Source organism: Pseudonocardia halophobica (assembly GCF_027922425.1).
Taxonomy (GTDB): Bacteria; Actinomycetota; Actinomycetes; order Mycobacteriales; family Pseudonocardiaceae; genus Pseudonocardia; species Pseudonocardia halophobica.
This window is the reverse complement of sequence record NZ_BSFQ01000042.1, coordinates 13,145-37,269: the sequence shown is the minus strand read 5'-3', so window position 1 is coordinate 37,269 and position 24,125 is coordinate 13,145. Positions and strand designations below refer to the sequence as shown.

Annotated in this window: 25 protein-coding genes; 5 read left to right on the top strand and 20 right to left on the bottom strand. The window is 73.4% G+C overall.

The window, feature by feature from the left end; all coding sequences use genetic code 11:
- Positions 1–2: 2 nt before the first annotated feature.
- The 18 genes from PKE99_RS31550 to PKE99_RS31465 form a co-directional block, all read right to left on the bottom strand.
- A complete protein-coding gene (locus PKE99_RS31550; RefSeq protein WP_037048922.1) occupies positions 3–323 on the bottom strand; it encodes an EthD family reductase in 321 nt (106 codons plus the stop codon).
- A gap of 21 nt (positions 324–344) precedes the next feature.
- Positions 345–710 carry a nuclear transport factor 2 family protein gene (locus tag PKE99_RS31545; RefSeq protein WP_037048925.1) on the bottom strand — a complete coding sequence of 122 codons (366 nt, stop codon included), beginning with the start codon at positions 708–710 and terminating at the stop codon, positions 345–347.
- The gene (locus PKE99_RS31540; RefSeq protein WP_037048927.1) at positions 707–1,075 is read right to left on the bottom strand and encodes a hypothetical protein; all 369 of its coding nucleotides are present in this window, start codon (positions 1,073–1,075) and stop codon (positions 707–709) included. The genes PKE99_RS31545 and PKE99_RS31540 overlap by 4 nt, the downstream gene beginning before the upstream one ends.
- Before the next feature lie 126 nt (positions 1,076–1,201).
- Positions 1,202–1,846 carry a TetR/AcrR family transcriptional regulator gene (locus PKE99_RS31535; protein ID WP_037048929.1) on the bottom strand — a complete coding sequence of 215 codons (645 nt, stop codon included), beginning with the start codon at positions 1,844–1,846 and terminating at the stop codon, positions 1,202–1,204.
- A 52-nt stretch (positions 1,847–1,898) separates the two neighbouring features.
- A complete protein-coding gene (locus tag PKE99_RS31530) occupies positions 1,899–3,230 on the bottom strand; it encodes an FAD-dependent oxidoreductase (RefSeq protein WP_037048931.1) in 1,332 nt (443 codons plus the stop codon).
- A gap of 30 nt (positions 3,231–3,260) precedes the next feature.
- Positions 3,261–4,337, bottom strand: coding sequence for an acyl-CoA dehydrogenase family protein (locus PKE99_RS31525; RefSeq protein ID WP_037048934.1), 1,077 nt, complete (start codon positions 4,335–4,337; stop codon positions 3,261–3,263).
- Positions 4,334–5,638: an acyl-CoA dehydrogenase family protein gene (locus tag PKE99_RS31520; RefSeq protein ID WP_037048937.1), complete on the bottom strand. Its 1,305-nt coding sequence runs from the start codon at positions 5,636–5,638 to the stop codon at positions 4,334–4,336. The genes PKE99_RS31525 and PKE99_RS31520 overlap by 4 nt, the downstream gene beginning before the upstream one ends.
- 10 nt (positions 5,639–5,648) lie before the next feature.
- Positions 5,649–6,794, bottom strand: a complete 1,146-nt coding sequence (locus PKE99_RS31515) for a thiolase family protein (protein ID WP_037048939.1) — start codon at positions 6,792–6,794, stop codon at positions 5,649–5,651.
- Positions 6,791–7,213: a Zn-ribbon domain-containing OB-fold protein gene (locus PKE99_RS31510; protein ID WP_037048942.1), complete on the bottom strand. Its 423-nt coding sequence runs from the start codon at positions 7,211–7,213 to the stop codon at positions 6,791–6,793. The genes PKE99_RS31515 and PKE99_RS31510 overlap by 4 nt, the downstream gene beginning before the upstream one ends.
- Complete coding sequence (locus PKE99_RS31505; protein WP_037048945.1) at positions 7,210–8,004, bottom strand: SDR family NAD(P)-dependent oxidoreductase; 795 nt, start codon at positions 8,002–8,004, stop codon at positions 7,210–7,212. The genes PKE99_RS31510 and PKE99_RS31505 overlap by 4 nt, the downstream gene beginning before the upstream one ends.
- A complete protein-coding gene (locus tag PKE99_RS31500) occupies positions 8,001–9,230 on the bottom strand; it encodes an acyl-CoA dehydrogenase family protein (RefSeq protein WP_037049263.1) in 1,230 nt (409 codons plus the stop codon). Before PKE99_RS31500 ends, PKE99_RS31505 begins: the two co-directional genes overlap by 4 nt.
- Positions 9,227–9,994: an SDR family NAD(P)-dependent oxidoreductase gene (locus tag PKE99_RS31495; RefSeq protein ID WP_037048948.1), complete on the bottom strand. Its 768-nt coding sequence runs from the start codon at positions 9,992–9,994 to the stop codon at positions 9,227–9,229. The genes PKE99_RS31500 and PKE99_RS31495 overlap by 4 nt, the downstream gene beginning before the upstream one ends.
- Positions 9,991–11,013, bottom strand: coding sequence for a phosphotransferase family protein (locus tag PKE99_RS31490; protein ID WP_037048952.1), 1,023 nt, complete (start codon positions 11,011–11,013; stop codon positions 9,991–9,993). The genes PKE99_RS31495 and PKE99_RS31490 overlap by 4 nt, the downstream gene beginning before the upstream one ends.
- Positions 11,014–11,097: 84 nt before the next feature.
- Positions 11,098–11,886 (bottom strand): enoyl-CoA hydratase/isomerase family protein, encoded by a 789-nt coding sequence (locus PKE99_RS31485; RefSeq protein WP_037048955.1) that lies wholly within the window; start codon positions 11,884–11,886, stop codon positions 11,098–11,100.
- 70 nt (positions 11,887–11,956) lie between these two features.
- Complete coding sequence (locus PKE99_RS31480) at positions 11,957–14,440, bottom strand: ATP-binding cassette domain-containing protein (protein WP_051737797.1); 2,484 nt, start codon at positions 14,438–14,440, stop codon at positions 11,957–11,959.
- 5 nt (positions 14,441–14,445) lie between these two features.
- Positions 14,446–15,315 (bottom strand): branched-chain amino acid ABC transporter permease, encoded by an 870-nt coding sequence (locus tag PKE99_RS31475; RefSeq protein ID WP_037049268.1) that lies wholly within the window; start codon positions 15,313–15,315, stop codon positions 14,446–14,448.
- Positions 15,315–16,004: a nitroreductase family protein gene (locus PKE99_RS31470; RefSeq protein ID WP_037048956.1), complete on the bottom strand. Its 690-nt coding sequence runs from the start codon at positions 16,002–16,004 to the stop codon at positions 15,315–15,317. The genes PKE99_RS31475 and PKE99_RS31470 overlap by 1 nt, the downstream gene beginning before the upstream one ends.
- Before the next feature lie 3 nt (positions 16,005–16,007).
- The gene (locus tag PKE99_RS31465) at positions 16,008–17,207 is read right to left on the bottom strand and encodes an ABC transporter substrate-binding protein (protein ID WP_037048957.1); all 1,200 of its coding nucleotides are present in this window, start codon (positions 17,205–17,207) and stop codon (positions 16,008–16,010) included.
- 148 nt (positions 17,208–17,355) lie between these two features.
- Between PKE99_RS31465 and PKE99_RS31460 the strand changes: the two genes are divergently transcribed.
- Positions 17,356–18,120 carry an SDR family NAD(P)-dependent oxidoreductase gene (locus tag PKE99_RS31460; protein WP_037048958.1) on the top strand — a complete coding sequence of 255 codons (765 nt, stop codon included), beginning with the start codon at positions 17,356–17,358 and terminating at the stop codon, positions 18,118–18,120.
- 21 nt (positions 18,121–18,141) lie between these two features.
- Positions 18,142–18,888 carry an SDR family NAD(P)-dependent oxidoreductase gene (locus PKE99_RS31455; protein ID WP_037048960.1) on the top strand — a complete coding sequence of 249 codons (747 nt, stop codon included), beginning with the start codon at positions 18,142–18,144 and terminating at the stop codon, positions 18,886–18,888.
- On the opposite strand, the gene PKE99_RS31450 is transcribed toward PKE99_RS31455, so the two are convergent.
- Positions 18,885–19,913, bottom strand: a complete 1,029-nt coding sequence (locus PKE99_RS31450; protein WP_231498312.1) for an alcohol dehydrogenase catalytic domain-containing protein — start codon at positions 19,911–19,913, stop codon at positions 18,885–18,887. The two genes, PKE99_RS31455 and PKE99_RS31450, sit on opposite strands and share 4 nt — an antisense overlap.
- Before the next feature lie 300 nt (positions 19,914–20,213).
- Here PKE99_RS31450 and PKE99_RS31445 point away from each other — a divergent pair, with 300 nt between their 5' ends.
- A complete protein-coding gene (locus PKE99_RS31445) occupies positions 20,214–21,035 on the top strand; it encodes a DUF5602 domain-containing protein (protein WP_037049271.1) in 822 nt (273 codons plus the stop codon).
- A gap of 121 nt (positions 21,036–21,156) precedes the next feature.
- On the opposite strand, the gene PKE99_RS31440 is transcribed toward PKE99_RS31445, so the two are convergent.
- Positions 21,157–22,371, bottom strand: coding sequence for a low temperature requirement protein A (locus PKE99_RS31440; protein ID WP_037048961.1), 1,215 nt, complete (start codon positions 22,369–22,371; stop codon positions 21,157–21,159).
- Positions 22,372–22,468: 97 nt separating this feature from the next.
- Between PKE99_RS31440 and PKE99_RS31435 the strand changes: the two genes are divergently transcribed.
- Positions 22,469–22,912, top strand: coding sequence for a nitroreductase/quinone reductase family protein (locus tag PKE99_RS31435; RefSeq protein ID WP_231498313.1), 444 nt, complete (start codon positions 22,469–22,471; stop codon positions 22,910–22,912).
- A 38-nt stretch (positions 22,913–22,950) separates the two neighbouring features.
- Positions 22,951–24,111, top strand: a complete 1,161-nt coding sequence (locus PKE99_RS31430; RefSeq protein WP_037049274.1) for an FAD-dependent oxidoreductase — start codon at positions 22,951–22,953, stop codon at positions 24,109–24,111.
- The last annotated feature ends 14 nt before the right edge of the window (positions 24,112–24,125 follow it).

Sequence of the window (24,125 nt, the reverse complement as noted above, 5' to 3'; positions counted from 1 at the left end):
CGTCAGGCCCGGAACATCTCGCGCTCGTCGCCGAGCAGGGCGATCCGTCTGCCCCGCATGTCGCCGACGTGCCGCACGGCGGCGGCCCACTCCTCGCTGGCGAGCGCGGCGCGGGCGGCCTGCTCGTCGTCGAAGCTCAGCACCGACAGGCCGTCCCACCCCTCCGATCGCGGCTCGAGGGCGCTCGAGACGGCGGTGTGACGCCAGGCCCGCAGCCCCGGCAGCGGGTAGGTCACCTCGGCGTGCTCGCCGCGCCACCAGGTGATGAACTGCTCGTGGGTCCAGTCCGACGGACGGGCGGCGAGCAGGGCGAGGTTGAACATCTCCGGTCTCCTCCGGGTCTCTCAGGCCTCGATGTCGAACTCCGGGGAGCGGCCGATCATCAGACCGACCACCCGCCCCGAGTCGTCCAACCGGGCCGCGGCCACGAACGTCGACTCGAACTTCCCACCGCGGCGGGCCTGGCCGAGGACCAGCTCGTCCGACCCGACGGTCGAGGACGACAACACGTGGTGGGTGAGCACGCCCTTCTCCCGCTGACGAAGGTAGCCCTCCATCGCCTCCCGGCCGCCCGCGAAGTCCCGAGCCGCCTCCCCACCCGTGCCGAACACGATCGAGAAGCGGAAGTCCGGCGCGATCATGTCGAGGATGTCGTCGGGGGAACCGCCGTCGAGGGTGTCGAACCACTTCGCCAGGAAGGGGGCGCTCATGCGGCGCCGCCCGTCGGCAGCGGGAACATCCCGAACGTGGGGTGGAAGAAGGCCTGGTAGCGGGCCAGGCGCTTGTCCGGCGACACCAGCGCCACTGAGGAGAACGAGCCGGTCCCCCGGCCGTCGCCCTCGGTGATGATCCCGTAGATCATCTCCACGTCGCCGTCGGTTCCGCGGGACACGACCCGGTGGCGCCGCCCGACGGCGGGCCGCCCGGCGATGTACGCCTCGAGATCGGCCCGGCCGGAACCGGTGATCTCCCGGCCCGGCAGCGCGATCAGGAACTCGACGTCCGGTTCCACCAGGTCGAGCCCCGCCAGCGGCGTCGCACCGTCGAGCTGCGCGTAGTAGTCCTCGATGATCATGTCGACCGTCCTCCCTGACGGTGGGCCCCGCGTGGAGGGTCCACGACCGACCCGCTCCGCGAGCCTGAGCTGAGTTCAGTTCGATTTGGTTCAGACTAGGCAGGCCCGAGCCCGGAGGCAAGGGGTTCAGCCGGCGTCCGGCTCCCGACCCGCCACCATCCGCACGCAGCACCCGGTGATGAAGTCCGAGATGGTCCGCAGCTCGAGCGGGCCGCCGGGCCGGTACCAGCGCCAGACGCCGACAACGAGGCCGAGCAGGCTACGGGCCATCATCTGGGGATCGCGGCGGGGGAACTCCCCCGCGGCCATCCCGCGTTCGAGCAGCTCCGCCCAGTTGTGCTCGACCTGCGCCACGAGCTCGCGGCACGCCTGCCGCTCGGTCTCCTCGCGGCGCGAGGCCCGCTCGTTGGCCAGCAGGGCGATGTTGCTCTGCAGGATGCGGTTCTGCTGCACCTCCTGCGGCGAGAGCGCGTACGCGGCCTCGACCGCGGCCCGCAGGGCGTCCGACGAGCTGGACGCCCCCGCCGTGGCCTCGCGGAACGCGGCGTCGGAGTTGCGCAGCCCGAGCCGCATGATCGTGAGCAGGCAGTGCGCCTTGGACTCGAAGTAGTGGTAGAGCGCGGTCTGCCCGATGCCGACCCGGTCCGCCACCTCGGACCACTTGGTGGCCTCGTAACCGACCTCGCCGAAGCACTCCACGGCCGCGGCCAGGATCGCGGGCCGCTTCGACCGCGGCCCGTCGTCCGCCTCGGTCAGAGCCTCGATGCTCACGTCACCACTCCCTCATCCGGTGGCTCAGCCTAGCCGCGTGCCCGAACCGGGTTCACTTCGCGCTCACCACGTCGTCCGCCGCGGCGAGGCCGGTCGCGGCGGCGGCGGCGATGCCGCCCGCGTAGGCGCCGGCGTAGATCCCGCCGACGTCCGATCCCGCCGCGTACAGCCCGGGCACCACGTCCCCCGACGCGCCGAGGACCCGTCCCCGCGCGTCGATCCGGATCCCGGCGAACGGGAAGGTGAGCGCGGCCGCGACCTCGACGACGTAGTAGGGCGCCTCGGCGAGCGGCCGCGGGTCGATCGCGCGCGGCGGGCTCGGCGGCGCCCCGCCGGCGAGCCGGGCCACCTCGTCGGCGATCCGCTCCCCGTCGTAGCCCCACTCCTCCGGCATGGCGCGGAAGTCGTCCGCGTCGTCGGCGACGACGCACCGGCCGCCCTTCCGCCGGGCCAGCGCGAGCTTGTCGGTGGCGGGCGCACCCTCCACATAGGACCCCGTGACGTACTCCCGGTAGCCGCGGGCGTCCGTCACCAGCAGGCCTCGGCCCTCCGGCTGGTCGAGCAGCGCCATGGTGGTCAGGTGATCGCCCACGGTCTCGTCGACGAAGCGCTCGCCGGCGAGGTTGAACAGCAGCGCGTGCTCGCTGTAGTAGAGGGCGAGGTCGACGAAGTGCTCGGGCTCCAGGTCCACGCGGGCCGGGACCAGGTGCCCGTAGAAGCCGCTCCCCTCGCCGGTCACGGCCCCGCCCGCGTCCGTGGCCAGCCGCAGCCCGGCACCGCTGCTCCAGGGGTTGGAGCGCAGGGCCACGTCCCGGGCCTGCGCGTGCACGTACCGCGCACGCAGCTCCGCGTCCGCCTGGAACCCGCCGGTCGCCAGCAGGGTCGCGCCGGCCCGCACGGTGCGGGTCGAGCCGTCTGCGAGGAGCAGCTCCGCGCCGGAGACCCGGCCCTCGGCGTCGATCGTGAGCTTCGTGGTCTGCGCGCCGGTGGTGACCGACCCCTGGGCGAGCACGGCTCGCCGGCACGTGTCGATGTAGAGGCTGGTGTCGAACGCGTGGCCGCGGCCGAACCGCAGGATCGTGACCGCGTCCGCAAGGGGGACCTCCAGGTCCCGGAGGAACGCGACGGCGTCGGCGAACCGGCCGACCACGGCGGCCTTGAGCTCCGGATCCCCGTGCGGGTTGATCTCGTCCATCGTCGCGGTGTCCGGGGCGGTCCAGAGGTAGCCGGCGAACTGCGCCGAGCCCCCCAGCTCCGGGGCCCGCTCCACGACGGCCACCCGCAGCCCGGACCGGGCGGCGCGGGCGGCGGCGGTCATGCCCGCCATGCCGCCGCCGAGGACGAGGAGGTCGACCGGGTCGGTCGGGGTCGGTGCGTCGGGCATGCGTCGTCGCCTCTCTGCGTCGAAGTGTTCTCAGATGCCGAGCCGTGCGAGCAGGGTCTCCCGGTGCGCGGCGTGCTCGGCCACCAGGACCGCCGTCGTCGCCGCCCGCCGGACGTGCAGGTGCGCGGGGTGCTCCCAGGTGAAGCCGATACCGCCGTGGACCTGCACGGTCTCGGCGGCGACCCAGCGGTAGGCGTCGCCGCACACGAGGGCGGCGGTGGCCGCGGCGGTCGGCAGCTCCGCGGGATCGTCCGCCGCGGTGGCCGCGGCCCAGAGCGACGCCGAGCGGGCCGCCTCCACCCGCACGGCCATGTCGGCGCACCGGTGCTTGATCGCCTGGAAGCTGCCGATCGGGCGGCCGAACTGCAGCCGTTGTGCCGCATAGGTCGCGGACAGCTCCAGGGCCGCCGCTGCTCCCCCGGTCTGCTCGCAGGCCAGCGCCGAGGCCGCGCGGTCGTGCACGCGGTCGAGCACCGCCTGCGCGTCGGCGGCGAGCAGCGTCGCCGGGGTCCGGTCGAACACCACGTCCGCCAGCTGCCGATTGGGGTCCAGCGCCCGCATCGGCGCGCGGATGAGGCCGTCGGCCTCCGCGTCGACGACGAAGAGCGCGGGCTCCCCGTCGACCGCGGCGACGGCGAACAGCAGGTCCGCCGTGGCGCCCTCGACGACGAGCGTCTTGCCCCCGGTCAGCCGCCACCCGCCGGCGTCCTCCTCCGCCCGGGTGGCCTGCCCGCTCGGCGCCTCGCGCTCGGCGAGGGTCGCGGTCGTCGATCCCGCGGCCAGCTCGGCGAGCAGCTCGTCGTTCCCCCCGGTGTGGAGCAGCACGCCCACGCCGAGGACCGCCGTGGAGAACCATGGCAGTCGGGCCAGGGACCGGCCCAGCTCCTCGGCGACCACGCCGACCTCGCGGAAGGTCGCGCCCGCCCCGCCCGCCGCCTCCGGGACGTCGAGGGCCACGACGCCGAGCTCGCCTGCGAGCCGCTTCCAGACCGTCGGGTCCCATGGCCGGTCGGGCTCTCGCGCGGGTTCGGTGTGCCGTGCCAGGAAGTCGCGGACCGCCGCGCGCAGGTCCTCGGCGTCGGCGTCCGGGGTGAGCCGGGGGATCATGCGGGCTCACCGTCGTCCACGGCAGCCAGCACGTCGGCGAACCGCTGGCGGGCCTCTGCCTGACGGACGGGGAGGGTGTAGGGCGGGAACAGGCCGTCGTCGGGTTCCGTGCCGCGCAACAGGAACTGGGCGAGGTTGACCTTGTGGACCTCGGTGGCCCCGTCGGCGAGTCCCATGTGGAAGGACTCCATGACCCACTTGCCGAAGGGCAGCTCCTTGCTGATGCCCAGCGAGCCGTGGACCTGGATGGCCCGCCCGGCGACGTCCGCGAGGACCTTCGGCATGGCCGCCTTGACCGCGGAGATGTCCGCGCGGACCTCGCGGTAGTCGTTGTACCGGTCGATCCGCCAGGCCGTGCGCAGCACCAGCAGCCGGAACTGCTCGAGCTGGATCCAGGAGTCCGCGATCATCTCCTGCACCAGCTGCTTGTCCGCGAGCCGCTCACCCTTGCTGGTCCGGGACACCGCGCGGCGCTTCATCATCTCGAAGGCCGCCTGCACCAGCCCGACCGTGCGCATCGCGTGGTGGATGCGGCCGCCGCCGAGGCGGGTCTGGGCCACGGCGAAGGCCTGGCCGCGCTCGCCGAGGATGTTCTCCGCCGGCACCCGGACGTCGGTGTAGCGCAGGTAGTTGTGGCTGCCGACCGGCTCGTCGTGCCCCCACACCGACACGTCTCGGACCCGCTCGATCCCCGGGGTGTCCGCGGGCACGACGAACATCGACATCGACTTGTGTCCCGGAGCGTCCGGCTCGGTCACCGCCATCACGATCAGGAACTCCGCCCACAGGGCGTGGGAGGAGAACCATTTCTCCCCGTTGATGACCCACTCGTCGCCCTCGAGACGGGCGGTGGTGCGGAAGCCCGTCGGGTCCGACCCGCCGTGCGGCTCGGTCATCGAGAAGCACGACACGATGTCGCCCTCGATGAGCGGCTCGAGGTAGGTCTTCTTGAGGTGGTCGGTGCCGTAGTGGGCCAGGATCTCGGCGTTGCCGGAGTCCGGGGCCTGGCAGCCGAACACCACCGGCCCGGAGTGGGTGCGGCCCAGCTTCTCGTTCAGCAGCGCCAGCCGCAGCTGCCCGTAGCCGCGCCCACCCAGCTCCGGGCCCAGGTGACAGGCCCACAGCTTCTTCTCACGGACCCGCTGCTGCAGGGGTTTGATCAGCGCGTTGCGCACCGGGTCCCGCGGGTTCCAGGCGTGCTCGATCACCTGGTCGACGGGCTCGATCTCGGTGCGGACGAACTCCTCGACCCAGTCGAGCTCCTCCTGGACCTCGGGGTCGTTCTCGAATCCCCAGCTCATCGACTCGCTCCTACCGGGTCAGGACGGTGCAGGCGGAGATGCCCGGCGCCCCGTAGACGTGGGTGAACCCGACGCGCGGGTCCCCCGGGACCTGGTGCTCCCCCGCGTCCCCGCGCAGCTGGAGCACGTTCTCGTAGACCTGCCGCAGGCCGGAGGCGCCGATCGGCTCGCCGTTGGCCAGGCAGCCACCGTCCGTGTTGACCGGCAGCGTGCCCTCGATCGCGGTCGCCCCGGAGGCGATCAGCTCCTCCTGCTCGCCGTGCGCGCACAGCCCCGTCTCGGCCATGTGCATCAGCTCGGCGCCGGACTCGGTGTCCTGGATCTGCGCCACGTCCACCTCCGACGGGGCGATCCCCGACGCCGCGAACGCCGCCGCGGAGGCCTCCACCGTGGGCGAGTCCGCCCGCTCCGCGGCCGTCCAGGGCGAGAACACCTCGAACGACCCGTACCGGCGGGAGCGGAACGCCGCGCCCTGCAGGAACACCGGGTGCTCGGTGTACTCGCGGGCCCTGTCCGCCCGGCACAGCACCAACGCGACCGCGCCCTCGGCGGGCGAGCAGTACATGTACTGGGTCAGCGGGTGCGAGATCATCGGGGCGGCCGCGATCTGCGCGGCGTCGATCTCCTTGCGCCGCCACGACATCGGGTTGCGGGCGCCGTTGCGGAAGGCCTTCTCCGCGATCGTGGCCAGCACGCCCGGTGCGATGCCGTGCTCGTGCAGATAGCGCTGGATCTTCAGGCCGAAGAACTGCGTGGTGACCATCAGCCCGGTCTCGCCGTACCAGGCCCCGATGCCGTGCTCGGCCGGGTCGGTGTTGAAGGCCCCGCGCGGGTGCTTGTCGAACCCGATCACGATGCCGACGTCGTGCTGCCCGGAGCGGATCGCGGAATCTGCGGCGATCAGCGCCGACCCGCCCGTCGCGCAGCCGTTGGCCACGTTGATGAACGGCAGCCCGGTCAGCCCGAGCTCGGAGACCAGGGTGTCCGCGTCGCCCGCAGAGTGCGAGCCGCCGAACCCGAACTGCATGTCGGAGAAGCGCAGTCCACAGTCGCGCAACGCCTCCCGCGCCGCGTGGACCGCCTGCGCCCGGCCCGAGACCCCCTCGGTGCGCCCGAACCGGTGCATCCCGATCCCCACGATCGCGACCCCGCTCATGCCGACACCCCCGTGAAGGCGAACGTGTGCACCGGCCAGCCGAACTCGTCGTCCCGGAAGGGGGCGAGGACCAGCTCCACGGCCATGCCGATCTCCAGCTTCACCGGGTCGGTCTCGACCAGCCGGGTCTCCACGATCAGCTGCCCGGGCAGCTCGACGTACCCGACGCCGTAGGGCTCGTAGGCCTCGGTGCCGGTGTAGGGCGGCTTGGGCCGGAACCCCTGCACCGTCCACGACCACAGCGTGCCCGTCCGGGACAGCGGCACGTCCTCCATCGCCGACCCCGTGCAGCGCGGGCAGCCGCCCTGGCGTGGGAAGGTGTGGGCCGCGCAGTCCGTGCACCGGCTGCCGAGCAGCGCCGGGCCCTCCGCGGTCTCGACGAACAGGGCGTCGTCGACGGTCGTCTTCCCGGCGATCACGGCGCCGCCAGCCGTCCGCCGTCGACGGCGAGCAAGGCGCCGGTCGTGTACGTGGCGTGCGGCCCGCAGAGGTACAGCGCCGCACCCACGATCTCGTGCGGCTCGCCGACCCGCTTCGCCGGCCAGTCCTGCGCCATGCGCGCCACCGCCTCCGGGTCCCAGGCCTTGCTGATGTCGGTGGCGAACGGACCCGCCAGGATCGTGTTCACCCGCACCGACGGCCCGTACTCCTGCGCGAACCCCGCCGTCAGTGTGTTCAACGCCGACTTGGCCGCCGTGTAGGGCAGGTCGCCCGCCGTCGGGCGCTGCGACCCCATCGACGAGATGTTGAGGATCGCGCCCCCACCCCGGGCCACCATCCGCTTCCCCGCGGCGGCCATCAGCCGGAACGGGCCACGGACATTGACCGCGAAGACCTTGTCGAACAGGGCCTCCGACACCTCCTCGAGCGAGGAGTACAGCGGCGCCATGCCCGCGTTGTTCACCAGCACGTCCAGCGGGCCGAGCTCCTGCTCCACCTCGTCGAGCAGCGGGTCGAGCCGGTCCCAGTCGCCGACGTGCGCCGCGTGCGCGCTCACCCGCCGCCCGGTCGCCGCCGCCAGCTCCTCGGCCAGCTCCTCGCACGCGTCCTTCTTCCTCGAGGCCACCGCCACGTCCGCGCCCGCCGCGGCGAACGCGATGGCGATCTCGCGGCCCAGTCCGCGCGATCCGCCGGTGACCAGCGCCCGTCGACCGGCCAACGGCTGGTCGACGGCCCGGGCGGCCGCGACCGCCGCATCGAGAGAGCTCATCTCGGGATGTCCTTCCACGCCACGCCCCGATCGCCTCGGGGCTCCGCGGGCAGCCCCAGCAGGCGCTCCGCGATGATCGTCCGCTGCACCTCGTCGGAACCACCGGCGATCCGGTAGCCCGGCGCGCCCAGGTAGTGCTCGGTCCAGCGGTAGGTCCCGTCTCCGGTGTCCGCGACCAGCCGCGGGCCGAGCACCAGCGCCGCCGCCTCGGAGACGAGCGTGAGCCGTCCGGCCCAGTCGAGCTTGCGCAGCGAGCCCATGGGACCCGGTTCGCCGCCGGCCAGCCGGGTCTCCCGGTCGCGTTGCGCCGACAGGGCCGCGACCTTCTCCGCCATCCAGACGTCCGCCAGCACCCGCCGGACGTCCGGGTCCCCGGTCCGACCGAGCCGGCGCGCATCGTCCGCGAGCTGGGCGAACCCGCCGCCGAGGTCCATGTTCGCCCCGGACGACCCCCGTTCGAAGCCGAGCGTGGCGAGCGTGACTCCCCAGCCGCCGCCCACATCGCCGAGGCGCAGCGAGTCCGGGATCCGGACGTCGTCGAGGAACACCTCACAGAACGACGAGCCCCCCGACATCTGCCGCAGCGGCCGCACGTCCACCCCGGGGGTGTCCATCGGCAGCAGGAACGCGGTGAGCCCCTTGTGCTTCGGGACGTCCGGGTCGGTGCGGCAGATCAGCTCGCCCCAGCCCGCGAACTGCGCGCCGGAGCTCCACACCTTCTGCCCGTTGACGACCCACTCGTCGCCGTCGCGCACCGCCCGGGTCGCGAGCCCGGCCAGGTCCGAGCCCGCCGACGGCTCGGAGAACAGCTGGCACGCCAGGGCGTCGCCGCGGAGCAGCGGCCGGACCAGCATCTCCTTCTGCGACGGCGTGCCGAACAGCTGCACGGTCGACGCGATCAGCTCGGTCGACACCGAGGTCAGCTCGTGCTGCCCGGGCGTCTCGAACTCGCGCTCGACCGCTGCGAAGGCCTCCTCGTGCAGCGCCGTCAGGCCGGCCCCGCCGTGCTCGACCGGCCACGAGATCGCGCCATAGCCGGCGTCGTACCGCGCACGGAACCAGTCCTGGATGCGGCCCAACAGGGCACGCTCGTCGTCGAAGGGGAGATCGTGGAACACCGCCACGGACTCGCGCGGCGCGTCGCCTCGCAGGACGAGCTGCTCGGCCAGCCAGGTCCGGGCGGTCGCGGCGTAGTCCGCGAGGGAGCTCTCGGTCGGGGCGGTCATCGGGCCGTCCACCCGCCGTCGACCGCCAGGACCTGCCCGGTGCAGTAGGTGGAGGCGGCCGAGGCGAGGAACAACAGCGCCCCGTCCAGCTCGCCCGGGTCACCACCCCGACGCAGCAGGGTGTTGCGCTCGATCCAGCGCACCGACGCGTCGTCGGTGAACATCGCGTCGTTCATCTCGGTCCGGAACCAGCCGGGGGCCAGCGCGTTGGCGCGCACGCCGTCGCGGCCCCAGTGGCCGGCGAGCTGCCGGGTCAGGCCGATCAGGCCCGCCTTGCTCGCCGCGTAGCTCGCGCCGCCGCGCGGCGCCGTGGACACCAGCCCGACGATCGAGCTGACGTTCACGATCGACAACGGGCGTCCGCTCGCCGCGGCCGCGGCGAGCTGCGCCAGGTGGAAGGGGCCGGTGAGATTGAGCCCCAGGACGTCCGCGAACTCGGCGCTCGTCTCACGGTGCGGTGTGGCCGGGCTGCCGGATCCCGCGTTGTTGACCAGCACGTCGATCGGGCCGGACTCCGCCACCACCCGCTCGACGAGCGCGGCGCGGTCCGCCTCCGACGACACGTCCGCGGCCGCCGTGCGGAGCCCGGGGACCTCGGCGGCCAGCGCGTCGAGGCGCTCCTTGCGCCGCGCCGCCGCCCAGACCGTGGCGCCCGCGGCGGCGAGCACGCGCACGAACCGCTCGCCCAGACCGGACGACGCCCCGGTCACCAGCGCGGTGCGGCCCGTCAGATCGAACAGCTTCGCCGGGGTGGGGATGCTCATCGGGTCCCCTCCAGCAGCCGCAGGCCGTCGGTGATCAACGCCGTGATGCTGGCCGGGAGCTGTTCCTGCACCGGGTCGTGGTGGGCGCCGGTGCGGTGGCGCAGCAGGTTGTGACCCATGATCGCCGCCATCTTCATCCGGCCCAGCGCGCTGAACCAGACGGCATCGGCCGAGGTGCCGCCGTCGGCGCCCCGGGCCGCGCGGTACGCCCCGGCGAGGTCGGCCTCGTTCGGGAGGCCCTCGACGACCCGGCCTGAGCCGGGGAACAGCGCCCCGTCGGTGAACACCCCGAACCAGCCGAGGTCCACCCGCGGGTCGCCGACGCTCCAGATCTCCCAGTCGACCAGAGCGGTCGGCGTCGCGTCCGTGAACAGCAGGTTCCCGAGACGGAAGTCGCCGTGCACGATCACCGGGGCCACCGGTACCGGGACCGCGGCGGCCAGCCGCTCGACCAGCTCCGCGCCACCCGGCCGCAGGTCCTCCGGCACGGCGTTCATCGTCTTCGCCCAGCGGGCCACCTCGCCGTCGGCGGTGGTGGCCTCGGGCAGGGTCCCGCCGGTGTCGGCCAGGCTCTGCTCCACGACGTCGAGCGGCACGGCGTGCAGCGCGCCGAGGATCCGCGCCGCCTCGAGCATCCGGGTCCGCGCCAGCGCGGGCTCGACCGCAGCATCGACCTCGAGGACCGGCTCCGCGGCCTGCCCCGCGGCGAACTCCATCGCGAACCAGGCCGGCTGCTCGGTGTCGCGGGCGAGCACCGCGGGCGCCGGGACCGCCGTGTCGGCCAGCGCCTCCAGGATCGCGGCCTGGTGGAGGACGTCGTTGCGTCCCACCGGCCTGCGGCCCGGGGGTACCGCCTTGACCACGGCCCGGTCCGAGCCTGTCCCGATCGTGTAGGTCAGGCCCGACCGGCCGCCCTCGAGGACGGCCAGCGCGTGGGCCTCGCCGAGGCCGAGCCGCGCGCGCACGCGGTGCGCGAGGACCGGGTCCGCATCGACCGCCGTGTCGACTGTCTCCGTCATCTCATCCCTCCACAGGCCCTGGCCGGTCGTGGGCGCCGGCGGCCCGCGGCCCCCCGCGGGACCGCCGACGCGATCACCACGCGGTCAGCGCCCGGTCCACTTGGCGTCGCGCTTCTCCAGGAAGGCCGCGACCCCCTCGGCGGCGTCCTCCGAGTTCAGCGTGACGCCCACGGCCAGGTGCTCCAGCACCATCAGCGAGGCGATGTCGGCGTCGAGGCCGCGGTCGATCGCCATCTTGGTGAGCTTCATCTGGAACGGGCTCTTGTCGGTGAGGTGGCTGATGAACTCCTCCACCGTCTCGTCGAGCTTCTCGGCGGGGGCACTGGCGTTGACCAGATCGAACTCGTCCGCCTCCTTGCCCGAGAGCAGCTTGCCGGTGAGCATGAGCTCCTTGGTCTTGCGGATGCCCAGCATGCGCGGCAGGCGGTAGATCGGGCCGGCGCCGCCGAACAGCGCGCGGCGGATGTGGAAGTCGCCGATCTGCGCGGTCTCGTCCGCGATCGCGAAATCGCAGGAGATCATCACCTCGAAGCCGCCCGCGGTCACGTAGCCCTCGAGCACCGCCACCGACGGCTTGGTCATGTTGTAGAGCCGGTCGCAGACCTTCGCCGACACGACCGCGACGTCCATCGCGGTGCTGGTCCCGATGAAGTCCGACTGCAGGCTGTCGAGGTCGAAGCCCGAGGAGAAGGTGTTCTCCCGGCCGCGCACCACCACGACGCGGAGCTCGGAGTCCGCCTCGATCTCGGTGATGTACTCGTCGAGCTTGTGCAGCATCGGCACGGTGATGCAGTTGCGCTTGTGCGGTCGGTTCAGCCAGATCCGCGCCACGTGACCGTCACGCTCGAACTGGATGTCGTCCTCGACTGCCATGGTTCCTCCTGAAACTGAACTGAATTCATATTGGATACTGGGGGCCGACAGCGCCGCTGTCAAGGGGTGATCAGCCGGCGCGGACGCCGCCGCTGACCGGCGACCCGAAATAGGCCCGTTCGGCCCGCGTGGCGAAGTCCGGATCGTCGGGCGAGCCGGTCGCCCGGACCACGCCCTCGTGCAGCACGACCACCTCGTGGGCCACCGCGAGGGCCCGGGTGAGGAGCTGCTCCAGCACCACGACGGTGACCCCCTCCTCGGCGAGGCCGGTGATCCGCCCGTACACCTCGTCGACGAGGGCGGGCGCGAGACCCAGCGCCGGCTCGTCGACGACGACGAGGCGTGGGTCGGCGATCAACGCGCGAGCGATGGCGAGGAGCTGTTGCTCGCCCCCGGACAGCGCCGCCGCCGGGATGGACAGGCGGGTCCGGACGCGTTCGGGCAGCCACTCGACCGCCTGGTCGATCCGGGACCGCAGGTCCCGCCCGGAGATGCCCGCGGCGTACCCGGCCACCTCCAGGTTCTCCCGCACCGACAGCGTCCGGAAGAGCGCTCGGCCCTCCGGGACCAGGCTGCTGCGCACGTCGCCGTCGGTGGTCCGCGTGCCCGAGGACGGACTGAGCGTGCCGTGCAGGATCTGGCCCAACGTGCTCTTCCCTGCGCCGTTCGCCCCGACCACCGCCAGGACGACGCCGGGGTGCACGGCCAGGTCGACGCCGTCGAGCGCGGTCACCCCGCCGTACCGATGGGTCACCCCGGACAGCGCGATCGCGGGCGGTCCCTCGGCGCCGGTGGACGCGCGGGGCTGCTGCGCGGACGTCGTCCCGAGGTAGGAGCTGCGGACGCGGTCGTCGGCCAGGATCTCCTCCGGCGCGCCGGAGCCGATCGGGCGGCCGAAGTCGAACGCCACCACCCGATCCGCGACGGCGAACAGGTCCTCCAGGACGTGGTCGATCACGACGACCGACGTCCCCGCCGCGCGCAGGCCCTGGATCTGGCCGGCGAGCAGCCTGCGCTCCTCGGCGTCCAGCCCGCCGAACGGCTCGTCCATGATCAGCAGGCCGGGCTGCTCGGCGACGGCGCGCCCGAGGTCGAGCCGCTTCTGCGGGCCGAAGGGCAGCTGGTCGGGTTGCACGTCCCCCTGGCCCGCGAGGCCGATCCTGCCGAGCAGGGCGTCGACCGCCCGTCGCCGCGTCGGAGTGGTCCACCGCGTGGTGCAGAGCAGGTTCTCGGCGACCGTCAGCTCGGTGAAGACCTCGGCGTGCTGGAAGGTGCGGCCGATGCCGAGCCGCCGGCGACGGGTCGCGCGCGCCCGCAGCAGGTCGACGCCGCCGAAGGTCGCCGAGCCCGCCGTCCGGCCGCCGGAGACGAGGCCGCACAGGGCGTTGACCAGCGTCGTCTTGCCGGCCCCGTTCGGCCCGATGATCGCGAGGACCTCACCCGGGGGTACCGAGAGCGACACCCCCTCGAGCGCCTGCAGCCCGCCGAAGGCCACGCCGAGGTCCGCGACCTCGAGCGTCCGTCGCTCCGCGGCCGGCGCGGGGGCCGGCTCGTCCGGGGGCTCGACGACCGACGGCTCGCCCGGCCGGCGCACCCGCCGCAGGAGCGTGCGCAGCACGCTCCCGAGCGCGGGCACCACCCCGGCGGGCAGGAGCAGCAACGCGAGGATCAACAGTGCCCCCTGCAGGATCAGCTGGTCGACGCCCAGCAGCCCGGCCAGGCTCGGCGCGAACGCCAGGAAGATCCCGCCGAACACCCCTCCGCCGACCGCACCGACGCCCCCGAGCACCGCCGCGGCGACGGTGTTGATCCCCAGGGTCAGCGAGAACGTCTCCGGGCTGACGAAGCCGGTGATCAACCCGAGCAGGGCGCCGGCCAGTCCGGTCGCGGCGCCGCTCACGCCGAACGCGAGGGCGCTCTGCGCCTCCGGTGCGATCCCGACCGACCGGGCCACCACCGGGTGCGACTTCGCCGCGACCATCCGCATCCGCAGGCTCGTCGAGCGGGCCAGCACGGCGATCCCGACGACGATCCCGGCGGTCAGGATGGCCGCCACGACGGCTTCCGGACCGCCGGCGCCGAGCGAGCCCGCGCCCGTCACGCTGGGCAGGTCGGTGACCGGGACGCCCTGGTCCCCGCCGGTCACGTCGACCCAGCGGTTGATGACCTCGAGCGCGACGAGGCTGAAGGCCAGGGTGAGCAGGGCGATGTAGAGCACCGAGAAGCGCGCCCCGGCGAACCCGAGGAACGCACCGCAGCCGCCGGCGAGCAGCATCGCCACGAGCACCGTCGGCTCCGACGTCCAGCCGTGCGCCGAGCCGTAGGCGACCGTGTAGGCGCCGATGGCGAACAGCGCGGGATGGCCCACTGACCAGATGCCCGCCCAGCCCGCCAGCAGCCCGACGCTCAGCACCAGGATCGTGTAGGTCGCGGCCAGGGCCACCGAGTACGCCTGGTACCCGGGCAGGAGCCCGCTCTCGACGAGCACCACGAGCAGCACCGCGGCCACCGGGCCGAGGACCGCACGCACCGCCACCTTCCAGGTCAGGATCATGGCGCTCAGACCCTCTCGAAGCTGCGGGTGCCGAAGAGGCCTTGCGGCCGCAGCAGCAGGATGAGGATCGTCAGCGCGAAGACGAAGGTGTCGCGGAAGTTCGCCGAGACGTAGGAGGCGGCGAGGTTCTCCAGCACCCCGATCGCAACGCCGCCGATCACCGCGCCGTGCATGCTGGTCAGCCCCCCGAGGAAGATGCCGGCGAACGCGCGGAACAGCGGGGCGGCCAGCACCGTCGGCGCGAGCCCGACCCGGGGGACGTAGAGGACCGCCGCGAGCGCGGCGAGCCCCAGGCCGAGCGCCCACGCGATGCGCGCGACCCGCTGCGCGGGCACGCCGACGATCTGCGCGGTGGCGGCCGACTCGGCCGCCGCGCGCATCGCCGAGCCCAGGGTGGTGCGGGTGAAGAGGTAGCCCACGGCGAGCATCGCGACGGCGGACACCCCGATCACCACCAGGTCCTGGGTGGCGAGGGTCGCCGAGCCGAGCGTCACGGTGCCCCCCACCAGCGGCGGGAAGGCGTGCGGCTCGGTCCCCCAGACGTCGCTGATCACCGCCTCGGCGATCAGCGACACCCCCATCGTCATCACCAGAGCCGCGAACAGCCGCCCCGTGCCGAGCGGGCGGATCACCAGCTCGCGGACGACGAGCCCGAGAACGACGGCCACGAGGACCGCGGCGATCACGGCGGCCCCCACCCCGAGCCCGCGCTGCACGACCATGAGCGCGACGTACACGGCGAGCGTGGCCATGCTCGCCAGCGCGAAGTTCACCACGTCGGTGGCCCGGTAGATGATCACGAGACCGAGCCCGAGCAGGCCGTAGACGGCACCGCTGGCGATCCCGCTCACCACGACGAGGAACAGCTCGCTCATCAGGTGATCAGTCCCGTGACGGCGGGCGGCCGCGGCGCCGAGGCGTCCCACCGATCCCAGAACAGGACGTCGTCGGCCGTCGGGCGGCGGGCGGGCCGGAAGTCGGTGCCCACGGTGTAGGCCAGCGGCGTGAGGCAGACCTGCTGGACCGTGTCGAAGGGGATGTCGAGCAGCTCGGCGACCTCCTTCTCCCGCGCGAGGTGCATGGTCGTCCAGCAGGTGCCCAGGCCGCGGGCCCGCGCGGCGAGCATCATGCTCCAGACCGCGGGCAGGACCCCGCCCAGCAGCGACGCGCCGGCGAACCCGGCGGCACCGTCGAGCCGGGCACCGTCGAGACAGGCGATGACGATCGTGTCGACCTCGTGCAGCCTGCGTTCCAGTGCGTCGGCCGAGCGGCCGGTGCGCTCCTGCGCGGCCGCCCCCTCGGTGTCCGCGACCTGCACGCGCCCGATGTACCCCTCGGAGTCCTTGTAGGAGTTCAGGTACACGTCGGAGTAGAGGTCGGCGACGGCGCCGCGCAACGCGGGATCGCGCACCACGACGAACCGGGTCCGCGCGACGTTCGAGCCCGCCGGGGCCTGCATCGCGAGGGTCACGCACTCGCGGACCAGGTCCGCGGGCACCGGGCGGGAGGGGTCGAGGCGCCGTCGGACGGCGCGGGTGGTGGCGAGTGCCTCGTCGAGGTCCACGGCCTACCCCCGCTCCGGTGCGCTGACGAAGTCGCCCTCGGAGACCCACTGACCGTTCCGGACGGTGACCCGCTGGACGTCCCGCGTGCCGAGGTGCGACTGCGCCGAGAACGACATGTCCGGCGCGACCCCGGACTTCACGTCCGACGCCTTGCGGTACGCGTCCGCGATCGACTCCGAGGTCACCGGCCCCTGGATGGTCTTGGCGATCTCCACGAAGACCGCCGCGTTGGCGTAGCCGAGCAGGGTGGAGAAGTCGGCGGGCTGTCCCGGCGCGTACTTCGCGATCGCGTCCCGGAACTGCTGCATCTCCGGCGTCTGCTCGGTGGGCGAGCGGACCAGCGACACCGAGTGGAATCCCTCCGCGGCGGGTCCGGCCAGCGTCACCGTGGTACCCGATGCGGTCGGGGCGTAGCCGTAGGTCGGCACGGACAGACCCTGTAGGGCGGCGGCCTTCAGGTACGCCGCGGCCTCCGGCGCCGGGAGGACCAGCATCACCGCGTCGCCACCCGCGGCCTTCACCTGGCTGACGGCAGGCGCGAAGTCCGTGGTCCCCAGCTTGACGGGCACCGCCGTCGTCGTGACGCCGGGCTGCTCCCGCTCCGCCGCCGGCCCGATCTGCGCGGCGACGTCGGCGAACGCCTTCGGGTCGTCGTGCACCACGACCAGCTTGCGGGCCCCGGACTGGACCGCCCATTGCGCCATCGCCGCGGCCTGGTCCTCGTAGAGCGTCTGCGTCCCGAACAGCAGCGGTCGGGGCGGGGTGTACCAGCTCGCGACGCCACCGTAGTGGTCGACGATCGGGACCTGGGACTGCTCGAGGACGAACGGGAACGCGGCCTCGGACGGGGCGACGCCGTTCGCGTTGACGATGGCGACGACGTTCTCCTGCCCGACGAGCTGCCGTGCGGCCTGCACGGTCTGCTGCGGGTCGTAGGCGTTGTCCTTCACGATCCAGTCGACCTGACGGCCGTTGATCCCGCCGTGGTCGTTGACCCAGCTGAAGTAGGCCTTCGCTCCCTCCATCTGGGGCACGCCCGACGCGGCCTGCGGGCCGGACAGCGGGATCCACGCGCCGATCTTGATGGGGCCGGACCCGTCGTCGGCGGCCCCGCCGCCGGACGAGGATCCGCCGCAGGCGGTCAGCACGATGGCGAGCACCGCCGCCAGCGCGGCCAGCGCGCTCGTCGGTCGAGGACGCATCTCCACTCCTTCGTGAAATGCAACTGAGATGAGTTCAGTTCGAGTCGGGCCGAAGAGTAGACCGGGGGCGACGCGGCGACAAGAGCACTAGCTTCCTGAGTTGAGTTCAGTTAGGTTCTTGCCGTCACCGACACGACGAGGAGGCGCGATGACGCTGCCGACCACGGACCCCGCGTTGCGGGGGCGGCGGATCGCCGTCACCGGAGCGTCGAGCGGGATCGGACGGGCGACCGTCGACCTGCTCGCGGCGCACGGCGCTTCCGTTGCGGCTCTGGACCTCCGGCCCCTGACCGACGGCGGCGCAGCGGCCCGCGAGGTTCCCTGCGACGTCGCCGACGCCGACTCGGTGGACGCCGCCCTCGCCACCGCGGTCGACGCGCTGGGCGGCCTTGACGGGCTCGTGACCTGCGCGGGGGTCACCGACGGCACCCCGACCGACGAGATGCCGCTCGCCGTGTGGCGGCGCCTGGTCGACGTCAACCTCACCGGGACCTTCCTCTGCGTCCGTGCCGCCCTCCCCCACCTCCTGCGCGCCGACGGCGGGGCGATCGTCACCATCGGCTCCGTCGGATCCCTGGTGGCGGCCGGACGGTCCAGTGCCTACGACGCGTCGAAGGGGGCGGTGCTCGCCCTGACCCGCAGCCTCGCCGCGGAGTACGCGGACCGCGGGCTCCGTGCGAACTGCGTCTGCCCGGGGCCGGTCGCCACGGGATTGGCCCGGTCCAGCGCCGACGATCCCCACGGCCTGCGGCCCGAGCCGCGCACCGCCATCGCCGGCCGGGTCACCCCGCCGATCGCCCGCACGGCGGCGCCCGCGGAGATCGCCACCGCCGTCGCGTTCCTGCTCTCGGCGCAGGCATCGTTCATCACGGGCACCGCCGTCCCCGTCGACGGCGGCTACACCGCCGTCTGACCAGACCGTTCCGGAGACCCTGTGCGACGACTCGACGACACCCGCGTGATCCTGACCGGCGCCACCGGCGGCCTCGGCACGGCGATCGCGGCGCGACTGAGCGCCGAGGGCGCTCGCGTCGCGCTGACCGACGTGGACCCCACAGCCTGCGAGAAGCTCGGCGCCGAGCTCGACGGGCCGACCCTCGCGCTGGGTCTCGACGTGGCGGACGAGCAGGCCTGGGCCGAGGTCGTCGCCGCCGTCGCGGACCACTGGGGCGGCGTGGACGTGCTGGTCAACAACGCCGGCATCGGCAGCACCGGGACCGTGGAGTCCGAGAGCCGCGAGCGGTGGGACCAGGTCGTCGACGTCGACCAGCTCGGGACCTGGCTCGGCATGAAGCACACCGGACCCGTGATCGAGCGCAGCGGCGGCGGGGCGATCGTCAACATCGCCTCGATCCTCGGCGCGACGGGTGGCCTGGCCAACAGCTTCTCCTACGCCGCCGCCAAGGGCGCCGTCCGCTCGATGACCATGAACGCCGCCCTGCACTGGGCGACGCGCGGGATCCGGGTGAACGCCGTCGTCCCGGCCTTCATCGGGACCACCCCGCTGCTGGACCGGTTCGCCGGCACGGAACGGCACGCCGCGATGCTGGCGAACACGCCGATGGGCCGGCTGGGCCACCCCGAGGAGGTCGCGGCGGCCGTCGCCTTCCTCGCGAGCACGGATGCCGGGTACACGACCGGGTCCGAGGTCTTCGTCGACGGCGGGTGGTCGGCCCGCTAGTCGGGGACCAGGACCGCTCGGCCGGTCAGCCTGCCGCCGCGCACCTCGTCGAAGGCCCGGTCGGCGTCGGCGAGCGGGAACACGGTGGTGTGCGGGGCGAGGACCCCTTGACGCGCCAGGTCCACCACGGCCGCGAGCTCGGCCCGCGAGCCCCAGAACGGCAGCTGCAGGCGGAAACCCGTGCGCAGCACCCCGGGCTTGGCGACCCGCAGCACTCCCCCGCCGCTCCCGACGAGGACGAGCACCCCCGCCGTCCGCAGCAGCGACGCGGCCAGGTCGATGCTCGTCTGCGCGCCCGCGAAGTCGAGGACGACGTCGGCGCCCCGCCCGGCCATCGCCGCCACCGCGGGGGCGGCCTCGTCCGGCGCCACGGCGACGTCCGCGCCACAGTCCCGCGCCAGCTGCCGGGCCGCCTCCCGGGTGTCGACCGCAACGACCCGGGCGGGACGCAGCGCGCGCAGCAGTCCGACGGCGAGGTGCCCCAGCCCACCGACCCCGATCACGACGGCGACCGAACCCGGATCCGCCAGATCCGCAGCGCAGCCCTCGATCGCGTGGAAGGACGTGAGCCCGGCGTCGGTGAGGGTGGCCGCCGCCACCGGATCGAGGCCGGCGGCAGACACCAGCCGCTCCTGCGCGACCACGACGGCGTCGGCCATGCCCCCGTCGACCCCGAGGCCGACGCCGGCGGCGGACAGCCGGTCCCGCTCGTCGCAGTAGTTCGTCCGTTCCTGGACGCAGCGGTCGCAGCGTCCGCAGCCGAGCGGGGCGTGCACGAGGACCTGGGAGCCGATCTCGAGCCCCTCCACCCCGGCGCCCAGCGCCGTCACCCGCCCGCAGATCTCGTGCCCGAGCGTCATCGGCAGCGGCCAGCCCGCGCCGACGCCGTGGTCGAGCACGTTCAGGTCGGAGTGGCAGATCCCGGCCGCCAGGACGTCCAGCCGCACCTCGCCGGGCCCCGGCTCCGGGTCGGGCACCGACACCAGAGCGGCCCGGCGGGGTCCGGTCATCCTGAACGCGCGCACCTGTGCCTCCTGTCGTCGACAGCGGACTCTAGACGACTGAGCTGAGTTCAGTTGAGTCGCCGTCGCGGATTCCCGCGCGGCGCACCGAGGAGCCCACGACGTCCTCGTCCTCGTCCTCGTCCACGGCGCCGGCCACGGCGCATCCTCCTGGGACGAGGTCGTCCCGCGCTCCCTCGCGGCGCACACCATGAGGGCGGCTCCCAGCGGGAGCCGCCTTCGTCGTTTCCCCGTCACGTATCCGGAGCCCCTTCGCGAGCCTCTGTGACGTACATCACGTCGAACCGAGTCGAGGAGGCGATCATGGACGGTCGACGGTTCCTGCGAAGAATGGGACTCGTGGCCGCGGCCTGCACGGCCGCGGCGGTCCTCTCCGGGTGCGGGGGCGGAACCGCCCAGGCGGGGAGCGGCGGCACCTTCTTCGGCCCCTCCCAGCCGCTCGGGAACGGGACCGCCAAGACCTACGCGGTGCTCGACGGGAGCGGGAACCCCACCGAGATCGGGCTGCGGCTCAGCCCCGGCGCCCTCGACGGCTTGCCGACGACCACCACGCCGGCGGGCACGCTGATGCTCGACCTGCCGGACCAGGCGTCGGCCACCGCGTTCGACCACGTCATGCTGAACTGGAACCCGCAGGGGCACGACCCGGTCCCCCTGTTCGGCAAGCCGCACTTCGACTTCCACTTCGACATGGTCGACATGGCGACCATCGAGGGCATCCAGCCGACGGCCCCGGACTACGCCGCCGCGGCGGACCGCCTGCCGGAGGCGCGATACGTGCCGCAGGGGTACGCCGTGCCGCCGGGCGGTACCGCCGCCCAGCAGGCCGTGCCCGGCATGGGCGTGCACCTGGTCGACTCCACCGACAGCAGCCTGGTGCCCGGCTCCTACGACTTCACCCAGATCATCATCAACGGGACGTGGGACGGCCGGTACACATTCGTCGAGCCGATGGTCACGCGCGACTGGCTGCTGACCAAGCCGACCCTGGAGCAGCCGCTCAAGCTGCCCGAGGCCTACCAGAAGAACGGCTACTACCCGACCGACTACGTCGTCCGGGTCGACGACCGGACCGGCGACCACGTCGTCGCCCTGACCGGGATGACGATGCGCCAGGCCTCGTGACCGCAGGTTCGACGGCGGCGACTCCCCCGGGCAAGCCGCCGTCGTCGTGCGGGGCGCGTTCGTCCTGGCCGAGGAGCGCCTCGCCGCGCTCGGGGAGGACGACCGGGGCGGCCGGTGACCGTCAGTGCTCCGCGTGGCTCCCGTGCCGCACCGCGTGCCGGAGCTCGCGGAAGCGGTGCGTCTCGTACGCGACGAGGCCGCAGAGGACCAGGGCCAGGACCAGCAGCGCGACGACGGCCGGGACCAGCGCGACCAGCGGCGTGATCGCCAGCAGCACCACGCCGACGACGATCCGCTCGACGTTGAGGGTGCCGATCAGGTAGCGCTTGAACCACACGTGCGCGAAGAGGTAGATCGCGGCACCGCCGTAGAGCGCGGCGAGCGGGATGCCGTAGAGCGGGTCGCTCAGCGCGTGCCCCTCGCCGCCGCCGATGTAGAGCAGCGCCTTCTTGAGCCCGAGCGACATCAGGATGATCCCGATGACCATGGGCAGGTGCAGGAACGTGTAGCCGTTGCGGGCCATCCTGATCTGCCGCTCGCCGGTCGCCTCGGCGAGGGCGTGCTCGGTGAGGATGGAGGTCACGTCGAAGTAGGCCCACCACATCGCGCCCGCGATCGCGAGCCCGAGCACGCTGCCGGCGATGATCGGCCACGACACCGGCAGCGCGGCCACGCCGATGCCGATGGACACGATCGACTCCCCGAGCGCCACGATGATGATCAGCCCGTGGCGCTCGGCGAAGTGGCTCGCCGAGTTGAGCCGCCAGGAGGCGCCGGCCAGGGCCGTGCCCACGTAGTCGCCGAGCAGGGCGCCCGCCCAGAGCGCGGTCTGCACCCAGCCCTCGGCCTGCGAGGCGAGGAGCAGCAGCACCGTGCCCAGCACCACGGACGGGATCCAGCGCACGATCTGGCCGCGCAGCTGCGGGTCGTCGCGGCTGCAGATCCAGAACATGCCGAGGTGCACGATCCGCACGACGAAGTACGCCACCGCGAACACCACGGGCCCGGACAGGCCGCCGGGCAGGTCGTCGAACGCCTCGGGGATGGTGATCGAGGCGATGAAGACCCCGGCCATCGCGACGAGCATGCCGACCCGGATCAGGCCCTCGTCGGCCTTCGCGACGTTGCCCAGCCACGAGTAACCCACCCACGACCACCACATGACGACGAGGATCAGCATGCCGCGGAGCACGACCTCGGCCGTCGGGTCGTCGGCCATCCAGTCCGTGACACGGGTGAGCGCGAACACGAACACGAGGTCGAAGAAGAGCTCCAGGGTGGTGACGGCCGCGCCCTCGCCGACCGCCTCGACCCTCGTCCGCCGGGGGGTGACCATGGCGGGCATCGTGCCAGGCCGCGGACACACCCGACAGCCACCTCAGTTCTCTCGACTGTCGAGACGATTGACGATCGAGGGAGTAGTGTCGGACAGCGTGAGCGCGCCCGACGTCGCGGCCCTCAACGCCGCCATGACGACCCGCATCCTCGAGCAGCCGGCCCGGCCGGCGGTGGAAGGCGGCTATGCGCTGCGCGTGCTGCGCAGCACCGGCCGCCGCTCCGGCCGCGTCCGGGAGACCCCGCTCGGCGTCGTGTGCCTGCACGGGCGGTCCTACCTGGTCTCCCCCGACCCGGCCCGGGCCTGGGTCCGCAACCTCGACGCCGACCCCGCCGCCGGGATCGCCTCGGCCGACGGCACCGAGGCCGTCACCGCCCGGCGCGCGCCCGCCGCGGAGGCAGCACCCGTGGTGTCGGCCTACCTGCGGGCCATGTCGGTGCCGTGGGCGCTGCAGGCCTTCCCCGTCCCGGCCGACGCCTCGCTCGAGGAGATCACCGCCCACCTCGACACGATCGCCGTGTTCCGGCTGGATCCCCGGTGACCACCCCCGTCCGCGTGGTCGGCGGCGGGCCCGGCGGGATGCTGCTGGCCTACCTGCTCGCCCGGGCCGGGGTGCCGGTGACGCTGCTGGAGGCCCACCGCGACTTCGACCGCCGCTTCCGCGGCGACTCGCTGCACCCGTGGACCCTCGAGCTGCTCGACGAGCTGGGGCTGGCCGACGAGCTGCTGCGGCTGCCCCACTTCCCCGCCCGGTACTTCCGCTTCCACACCCCCACCGGCACGCTCACCCCGGCCGACTACGGCGCGCTCGACAGCCCCTTCCCGTACGTCGCGCTGATGCCGCAGGCCCGCTTCCTCGACTTCCTCGCCGCGAAGGCCGCCGAGCTGCCCGCGTTCGAGCTGCGGACCTCGGCCCGGGTGTCCGCGCTGGTCGAGGAGCACGGCGTGGTGACGGGTGTGCGCGTCGGCGACGAGGAGCTCGCGGCGAGCCTGGTCGTCGGCGCCGACGGCCGGTTCTCCAAGGTGCGGGCGCTGGCCGGGCTGCCGGCCCGTTCGCTGGGCGCGCAGACCGACATCCTGTGGTTCACCCTCCCGCGGCGCCCGGACGACCCGCCCGAGGCCGACGTCGATCTCTACTTCGGAGCGGACCACTACGTCGGGCTGCTCGGCGGGCCGGAGGACTGGCAGGTCGGCTGGTCGCTGCCGAAGGGCGGGTTCGCAGCGGCGCGGGAGGCGGGCGTCGAGCCGATCCGCTCCTTCCTCCGCACGCACGTGCCCTGGCTGGCCGACCGCGCCGACCTGCTCACCGACCTGCGGCAGACGACGCTGCTGTCGGTCGACATCGCGCGCGTGGACCGCTGGTGGCGCCCCGGACTGCTGCTGATCGGCGACGCCGCGCACGTCATCTCCCCGGTCGGCGGCAACGGGATCCTCATGGCCCTGCAGGACGCCGTCGCCGCGGCGAACCGGCTGGTGCCGGCCCTGCGCGCGGGCGGGGTCCACGAGAGCGACCTGATCGCGGTTCAGGCCGACCGGGAGGCCGCGATCCGCACGGTGCAGGCCCAGCAGGTCCGCACCGAGCAGCGGGTGGTGAAGGCGCGGCAGCGGGATCGCGCCATCGCCCCGCCCCCGGCGTTGCGCTGGGTCTTCGCGCTGCCCGGCGTGCGGGCCCGGGCCGCGCGCGGCAACGCGTACGGGCCGAACCCGCCCGCGCTGGAGCCGGGCGTCCTCGCGCGCTGATCCCGGCCCTGACC